7 protein-coding genes (1 of these 7 running past the window's edge) are annotated in these 7850 nt (G+C 51.3%); 1 reads left to right on the top strand and 6 read right to left on the bottom strand.

The window, feature by feature from the left end; translation table 11 throughout:
• The 4 genes in view from purT to ACQYWX_RS10290 are tightly spaced (at most 31 nt apart) and all read right to left on the bottom strand, a layout consistent with a single transcriptional unit that may run on beyond the window.
• Positions 1-791 carry the 5' portion of a formate-dependent phosphoribosylglycinamide formyltransferase gene (purT, locus tag ACQYWX_RS10305; protein WP_431688694.1) on the bottom strand. 412 nt of this gene lie to the left of the window's left edge, so only the first 791 of its 1203 coding nucleotides appear in the window; its start codon is at positions 789-791; its stop codon lies off the left edge, out of view.
• A 31-nt stretch (positions 792-822) separates the two neighbouring features.
• Positions 823-1026 carry a DUF1289 domain-containing protein gene (locus ACQYWX_RS10300; protein ID WP_216739005.1) on the bottom strand — a complete coding sequence of 68 codons (204 nt, stop codon included), beginning with the start codon at positions 1024-1026 and terminating at the stop codon, positions 823-825.
• 12 nt (positions 1027-1038) lie between these two features.
• A complete protein-coding gene (locus ACQYWX_RS10295; RefSeq protein ID WP_431688693.1) occupies positions 1039-1560 on the bottom strand; it encodes a gamma carbonic anhydrase family protein in 522 nt (173 codons plus the stop codon).
• Between the two features lie 6 nt (positions 1561-1566).
• On the bottom strand, positions 1567-2148 hold the full coding sequence (locus ACQYWX_RS10290) for an NUDIX hydrolase (RefSeq protein ID WP_431688692.1): 582 nt from the start codon (positions 2146-2148) through the stop codon (positions 1567-1569).
• A 157-nt stretch (positions 2149-2305) separates the two neighbouring features.
• Here ACQYWX_RS10290 and ACQYWX_RS10285 point away from each other — a divergent pair, with 157 nt between their 5' ends.
• Positions 2306-2851, top strand: coding sequence for an NUDIX hydrolase (locus tag ACQYWX_RS10285; RefSeq protein ID WP_431688691.1), 546 nt, complete (start codon positions 2306-2308; stop codon positions 2849-2851).
• A gap of 36 nt (positions 2852-2887) precedes the next feature.
• Here ACQYWX_RS10285 and ACQYWX_RS10280 read toward each other — a convergent pair whose 3' ends face one another.
• Together ACQYWX_RS10280 and purL are read right to left on the bottom strand one after the other, a co-directional pair.
• A complete protein-coding gene (locus ACQYWX_RS10280; protein ID WP_431688690.1) occupies positions 2888-3199 on the bottom strand; it encodes an NGG1p interacting factor NIF3 in 312 nt (103 codons plus the stop codon).
• Between the two features lie 594 nt (positions 3200-3793).
• Positions 3794-7690 (bottom strand): phosphoribosylformylglycinamidine synthase, encoded by a 3897-nt coding sequence (gene purL, locus ACQYWX_RS10275; RefSeq protein WP_431688689.1) that lies wholly within the window; start codon positions 7688-7690, stop codon positions 3794-3796.
• Between the last annotated feature and the right edge of the window lie 160 nt (positions 7691-7850).

Here is a 7850-nt window from a genome sequence, read left to right as displayed (position 1 = left end):
AAAATCCCATATCCGCCCAGAGCCGCAGTCACTTTTTCCGCTATATTCTGTGCAGCGTCCAATGCCAAAGCACTCATAGGATGAGGCTGCCAGCTTACCCGGTAGTCTCCATCAACCTGCAAATGGCCAATAGGATCACAAAAGGAAGTCCCTCCTGCATGCCGCAGAGTTAAAAGCGTAATTTCATAATCGAAGTCTACGAATCCCTCTAAGATTACCTTGCCCTGCCCCGCTCGCCCTCCCTCTTGGGCGTATCGCCAAGCGCGCTCAATATCACTTTCACTACGTATAACGCTTTGGCCTTTTCCCGAGGAACTCATAATTGGCTTGACGACACAAGGGGCGCCAATTGAGCTCACAGCATTGCGAAAGGAGTCAAAATCGGCAGCAAATGCATAAAGCGACGTTTTCAGCTCCAACTCCTCCGCCGCCAATCGACGGATTCCCTCGCGGTTCATAGTCAAGTTGGCCGCACGAGCGGTGGGCACGACATTGAAGCCGCTTCGTTCAAGCTCAAGCAGTTCAGCTGTCGCAATCGCCTCAATTTCAGGGATTATGAAATCAGGAGCTTCGAGCTCAACCAACGCCCGCAGTTGTTTAGGATCGAGCATATCGATGACATGTGCGCGGTGAGCCACCTGCATTGCTGGCGCGTTTGGGTAGCGGTCCACTGCAATGACTTCCACGCCAAATCGCTGCAGTTCAATCGCAACCTCTTTTCCCAGCTCCCCACTTCCCAATAGCATTGCGCGTGTTGCAACATCCGTCAGCGGAGTACCAATTCTTACCATAGCCTTTTGCTCCTATTCATTATTAAGCGGCTCAAATGACAGACTTACGCTCTCTGTCAGCCACTTTCTTCAACACATCCATGCGCTGTTCGTTACTCATTCGAGACCAAGCAGCTATTTCCTCAACGCTGCGATGACAACCAATACATATGTCATCGTCATCCAAAGCGCAGATACTGACGCATGGCGAGCGCACAACTCGCTCACCATTTATTCGATTCGAATTCTCTTTCATAAATGTGCAAAATCAGGCTGGCTGCAACGTGCGCGTATACTTGAGTGCATTTTCTACATAGTGTTCAGCGCTGGCGATAAGCTGCCTCTTTTCTTCCTCACTCAACTCACGCTTTACTCTTCCTGGAGAGCCAATAACCAAACTGCCATCTGGGATCTCAACACCTTCGGGAATCAATGCATTGGCGCCGATGATACAAAAGCGTCCAATTTTGGCGCCATTAAGCACAACCGCATTGATGCCAATCAGACTGTAGTCGCCCACATCACATCCGTGCAACATGGCGTGATGCCCTACTGTCACTCCCTCTCCCAGTACAATAGGAGAGCCAGAATCGGTGTGTAACACTGCACAATCCTGAACGTTCGATTTTGGGCCAATGGTTATTTGATCGTTATCCGCTCGGACCACTGCGCCAAACCAAACACTGGATTGAGGGTGCATTATCACTCGCCCTATAACAGCAGAATTTGGAGCCACAAAGCATCCATCCTCGGGTATTTCAGTCTGATCATCACCTAAATTAAACCTCATATGCGTTCAATCCCTATCTTCAGTAAAACTGCCAATTCTTCGGTTAAATGAAACTCTGAAAAAATCCATCAATATGATTGCGGAAACGCCCCAGATTTCATAATCGCCGTAATACCAACAAGGCACCTGTAATCGATACTGCTCAAAATTGATTTTATCCAGTCGATCCGGCTCATTTTCCAAGAAAAAGCTTACCGGCGCTTTGAATATGCTATGCAATTCATTTGGGTCCGGAATCAGCTCTGCTTCAGGGTCGACGATCCCAACATAAGGAGTGATGGCTATACCATGGCGGGACACAACCTGGTTAAGGCCGCCAACCACTTCTATCTTTTCAGGCGACACCCCGACTTCCTCAAACGTCTCTCGCAACGCAGTGTCTCGCAAGTTCTGATCTGAAGGGTCTCGCATCCCTCCCGGGAATGCGACCTGCCCGCTATGAGTCTTCATATGCTCAGCGCGTCTGGTCAGGATAATTTGAGGACAATCCTCTCTGGTGATTGGCACCAGAACAGCCGCTTCTGGAAAGTCGCTGGGAAAACGTCGCGGTTGGTTGGAGGATAAAGTTGCGATGATTTTATCGAGCATGACAGACGACTAAGTGAGGAAAACAAGGAAAGATACCATACAAGTCCGGGGTAATGTATGGTGCAATATGAGGCGCGACATTCAAAAAGAACCCCAAAATTGCGAACACTTATTTTCGGCTAATAAAAAGACAACCAGTGAGACTGTTCATCTGACCATGAAGTATTGCAGCCAATGCGGCCAACCCGTCGAGCATAAGATTCCCGCAGGAGATAACCGGCCGAGACATGTCTGTGGCAACTGCCAGGCCATCCACTACATAAACCCTAAAATCGTTGCCGGCACGCTTCCCGTTTATGGCGACCGTATTTTGCTTTGCAAGCGCGCCATCGAACCCAGATTAGGTTTTTGGACTTTGCCCGCCGGCTTTATGGAAATGCAGGAAACCACTTCAGAAGCCGCCATGCGAGAAACGTGGGAGGAGGCGCAAGCGCGTGTGGATCTGGACGGCCTGTATACGATGATCAGCGTCCCCCATATCGGTCAGGTGCATATTTTTTACCGCGCCAACGTAATCAATGGAGAGTTCGCCGCCGGGGAGGAGAGCCTCGACGTACAATTGTTTTCAGAAAGCGATATTCCCTGGGATGAAATCGCATTTCCTACGGTAAAAATAACGCTGCAGCAGTATTTCCAAGACCGTAAAAGCAACTCCTTTCCTGTCCATGTGAAAGATATTCACACCAGCATTCCCGAGGATTAACCCTCCCCTTCAGGCACTTTGCATAACAATGCGCCGTCAGATGCTTTCAAGCCGGTATACGTCGTATGCCGGCTCTTCGTAGGGATGCGCCAGCTTCATTGCCGCCACCACCGACGCGATCAATGCATCCTCAACCACTAACTCCACTTTATATTCTTCGACCTGCTCAACCTCACCGACACTTCCCAAGAATGGAGAACTGCCGTCCAAAGGACGAAATTGTCCAACCCCCTTTGTCTGCCAGCTGCAGCGATCGTAATCGCCGATCTTTCCGCCCCCCGCAGTAAAGACTGCTTCCTTTACGGTTTCCATATGCGATTCAGGAACAAAAAAGCTTAATTTATACATTTCTCTTCCATTACAGTTTAAATTTTATCCACAGGCAGACACTAAATTACTACCCAGACTGAGAAATTAGAGTTCTCCACAGATTCTGTGGATAACTTTGGGGATAAATACTTAACTTCCCCCCAAATCGCCCATAGGGCCTATGCCCGGGACAAATTGGCGACGAATTAAACAGGATAAAAATACCAATATTTATCAATAAGTTATATTTGTCAACGCTGACGCCACAACATCTTTGAAATATTTTTAGATGCTACTTGACATAGATATTTCTGGTGTGAATAAACAGAAATAATGCAGACGAAAAGGCCTCATTTTTAGGCCGCGATAGGGATTTTCCGGCAGGCTCCGCAATTCATGCGAGCGTTTTTTGAGCACATCAAGTTTTGCAACTAGCGATGACGTACACTTTGTTACCTTTTCTGACAAAAAATAATAGCGCAGAAAAGCATAGCCTAATTTAGACGCTTGAAAAGGAAAACGGAGATTTTTTATCTAACGTGGCGAAGAGCCCTGAAAATGAACAGATTCAGCGGAGAATAAGGGCGGAGACCAATGTCTCTCACCCTTAAATACCATCATTGCGTCCTGGAATTAGCCCAGCCATACCCTCGCGTTACGGAACATCCTCATCCATGCGCCGTCCTCGCTCCAAGCGGAAGGACGCCAAGAGTTAGCAACGGCGCGGAACACCCTTTCTGGATGCGGCATCATAACAGTGATACGCCCGTCATCGTTACACACAGAAGTGATGCCCAGAGGAGAGCCGTTAGGGTTAAATGGATGCGACATGGTGGGACGGCCATAGTTATCCACAAACCGCAGCGCCACATTTTTCTGAGCCATTAAAGCCGATGCCCCTTCAGGACCCACTTCCGCCAGACCTTCTCCATGCGCCACTGCGATAGGCATCATGGAGCCCGCCATTCCTTGGAACAATATGGACGGCGAGTCCAACACTTCCACCATCGCAACACGAGCTTCGTACTGTTCAGAGCGGTTACGCACAAAGCGCGGCCAGGAATCAGCGCCAGGAATCAGTTCTTTCAGGTTTGAAATCATCTGACAGCCGTTACAGACGCCAAGCGCGAAGGTGTCTTTGCGATGGAAGAACGCCTCGAACTGGTCTCTTGCACGAGCATTAAACAGAATGGATTTAGCCCATCCCTCACCCGCGCCTAATACGTCGCCAAACGAGAAGCCGCCGCACGCCGCCAAGGCTTTGAACTGACTCAGAGAGACCGCGCCCGACAGGATATCGCTCATATGCACGTCAACCGCGCTGAAGCCGGCTCTATCGAACGCCGCCGCCATTTCAGCCTGACTATTCACGCCCTGCTCTCGCAGCACCACAATTTTTGGCTTGGCGCCGCGATTAACGAAGGGAGCTGCAATATCTTCGTTGACGTCGTAAGTAAGCTTGGCGCTCAAGCCCGGATCGTTGTCATCATCAATAGTGGCGAATTCCTCGGCCGCACACTCGCTGTTATCCCGCATGGCCTGCATACGATAGCTGGTCTCAGCCCAGATCTTTTGTAACGCAGCCCTGCTATAACCAAGAACGGTTTGTCCTTCATGCTGGAATTTGACTGATTGGTCGGCATGAGGCTCGCCCAATACAACAACATGATCCGCCAATCCCGCGTCAGCAAAACAGGCCTTCACATCCTCAACATGCTCTTCGGATACCTGCACCACAGCGCCGAGCTCTTCATTAAACAACTCGCGGGCGATGTGAGTACGGTCTTTTACCAAACCATCAAAGCAAATAGTCATGCCGCAGCGGCTGGCGAACGCCATTTCACACAAAGTAGTAAACACGCCGCCGTCGGAACGGTCATGATAAGCCTTGAGTTTGCCCTCTCCGTTCAGCTTCTGGATGCATGCGAAAAAGGCCGCTAACTCTTCAGGGTTATCCAAATCCGGAGCCACTGCGCCGACGGAACGATAAACCTGCGCCAACGCAGAGCCGCCCAATCGATTCTTACCTGCACCCAGGTCTATAAGTAGCAGTTTGGATGGCGCGGACATATCCATTTCTGGCGTCAATGTCTTGCGTACATCCTCAACCGGCGCGAAACCACTGACAATCAGCGACAGAGGCGCAGTCATGGACTTCTGCTTCTCGCCCTCTTCCCATACCGTCTTCATAGACATGGAGTCTTTGCCCACAGGAATGGTGATACCCAACTTGGGGCACAGCTCCATACCTACCGCTTTGACCGTTTCGAACAAAGCCTCGTCTTCACCTGGATGTCCGGCTGCTGCCATCCAGTTCGCAGACAGTTTAATGTCTGACAGCTTTTCTATTTTTGCAGCGGCGAGGTTGGTAATCGTCTCACCTACCGCCATACGACCGGATGAAGGAGGGTCAATCAGCGCAATCGGCGTTCTTTCCCCCATCGCCATCGCTTCGCCGCGATAGGTGTCAAAACTTGCCGTAGTTACCGCCACGTCGGAAACGGGCGTCTGCCATGGGCCAACCATCTGGTCTCTGGAAACCATTCCCGTCACAGAGCGGTCGCCGATGGTGATCAGGAAGCTCTTGGACGCGACACTGGGCAACCGGAGAATTCTCTCCGCCGCCTCTTTGAGGTCCAAGGCAGTGGAATCAAAAATGGGCTTAGTGAAGCTCTTCCGCTCTATAGTGCGGTGCATTTTTGGCGGTTTGCCAAACAGAACCGACATCGGAAGATCTACCGGGCTGTTAGCAAAGTATTCGTCAGAGACTTGAATCTTCAATTCTTCCGTCGCAGAGCCTACGACCGCGTAAGGACAACGCTCACGTCGACAGAGCTGATCAAACAGCTCCATGTCCTGCTCCGCAACCGCCATGACATAACGCTCTTGAGATTCGTTACACCAGATTTCCAGCGGTGACATGCCAGGTTCATCGTTAGGCACATCCCGTAGTTCGAACAATCCGCCGCGACCGCCATCTTTTACCAGCTCAGGCAATGCGTTGGACAAACCGCCCGCGCCAACGTCATGGATAAACAGAATCGGGTTGTCATCCCCCAACTGCCAGCAGCGATCAATCACTTCCTGGCAACGTCTCTCCATTTCCGGGTTATCCCGTTGTACAGAGGCGAAGTCGAGATCCTCCTGGCCAGCGCCGCTGTCCATGGAAGACGCGGCTCCACCACCCAGACCAATCAACATCGCAGGACCACCCAATACGATCAGCTTGGCGTCGACGGGTATATCTTTCTTTTCCACATGGGAACCGCGAATGTTGCCCATGCCGCCAGCGATCATGATCGGCTTGTGGTAACCCCGCCATTCAACACCGTTTACGCCAGGCACCTGTTCTTCATAGGTACGGAAGTATCCACACAACGCCGGCCGGCCAAATTCATTGTTAAACGCCGCGCCGCCAATCGGGCCATCCAGCATAATTTGCAAGGCGGATACGATGCGTTCCGGTTTGCCGTAATCGCCTTCCCAAGGCTGCTTATAACCAGGAATATTAAGGTTAGAAACGGTGAAGCCGGTCAGACCCGCTTTGGGTTTGGCGCCAATGCCTGTCGCGCCCTCATCGCGAATTTCTCCGCCGGACCCCGTTGACGCGCCGGCGAAGGGAGAAATAGCCGTTGGGTGGTTGTGCGTCTCCACCTTCATAAGGATATGAATATCTTCAACGTTATATCCATAAACCTTGGTTCGGTGATCAGGGAAGAAACGTCCACCCTGGCCGCCTTTAATTACCGCTGCGTTGTCGCGATACGCGGAGAGCACGTCTTCGCCGCCCTGTTCATAGGTGTTGCGGATCATGCCAAACAGCGAGTGGGACTGGGCTTCGCCATCAATTTCCCAGGTCGCATTAAAGATCTTGTGACGACAGTGTTCTGAGTTCGCCTGAGCGAACATCATCAGCTCAACATCCGTGGGGTTGCGCCCCAACTCAGTGAAAGCGCTGGTGAGATAGTCAATTTCGTCTTCCGCCAGAGCCAGCCCCATTGAGCGGTTAGCCTCCGCCAACGCGTCACGACCATCAGCCAGGATATCGACCGTTGTCATCGGCTTGGGCTCAGCATGAGCAAATAGAAGCTCCGCCCCCGCTATCTCATGGAACACGGACTGCGTCATGCGGTCATGCAAAATCGCAGCAATCGCAGCGCGGCGTTCGCTGCTCAGTTGTTCTGAGCTGCCAATATGGTAAGCCACGCCTCTTTCGATACGACGTATCGCCGTCAGTCCGCAATTATGTGCGATGTCCGTCGCCTTGCTCGACCATGGAGAAATCGTGCCGGGACGGGGAACAACCAGAAACAGAGTGCCGCTTGGCATTTCGCTCTGACCTTGTGGCCCGTATTGAAGCAAGCGATCCAGAACGGTGCGTTGATCTGCGGAAAGGTCTCCTTCCAAATCAACGAAGTGCATGTATTCGGCATACACTGACTGGACTTCAGGAGCCTGTTCCTGGATATTCTTGAGTAGTTTTTCGCGCCGAAATGGGGAGAGGGCTGGTGCGCCACGGAGTTCAAACATATCTCTGACTGATGGCCTCTAGGCTGGAAAAAAGAGGCGCTAATGATAATAGATATCAAGCCATTGAGCCACTTTTAAGAGGCCTCGCCATAAGCGCGGCGCAGCTTGCGGGTTAACCCGGGCCAGTAACGCTTTGTACATAAATCGACAAGATTTTTCA

Origin of the sequence: Hahella sp. NBU794 (assembly GCF_050749805.1) — a bacterium.
GTDB lineage: Bacteria > Pseudomonadota > Gammaproteobacteria > Pseudomonadales > Oleiphilaceae > Hahella.
This window is presented reverse-complemented; position numbering and strand designations above follow the sequence as displayed.

What these genes read in the sequence shown, in the direction of transcription:
- purL (WP_431688689.1), bottom strand. Translation starts at nt 7,690, where the DNA reads ATGTTTGAACTCCGTGGCGCACCAGCCCTCTCCCCATTTCGGCGCGAA.
- ACQYWX_RS10285 (WP_431688691.1), top strand. Translation starts at nt 2,306, where the DNA reads ATGAAGTATTGCAGCCAATGCGGCCAACCCGTCGAGCATAAGATTCCC.
- ACQYWX_RS10290 (WP_431688692.1), bottom strand. Translation starts at nt 2,148, where the DNA reads ATGCTCGATAAAATCATCGCAACTTTATCCTCCAACCAACCGCGACGT.
- ACQYWX_RS10300 (WP_216739005.1), bottom strand. Translation starts at nt 1,026, where the DNA reads ATGAAAGAGAATTCGAATCGAATAAATGGTGAGCGAGTTGTGCGCTCG.
- ACQYWX_RS10280 (WP_431688690.1), bottom strand. Translation starts at nt 3,199, where the DNA reads ATGTATAAATTAAGCTTTTTTGTTCCTGAATCGCATATGGAAACCGTA.
- ACQYWX_RS10295 (WP_431688693.1), bottom strand. Translation starts at nt 1,560, where the DNA reads ATGAGGTTTAATTTAGGTGATGATCAGACTGAAATACCCGAGGATGGA.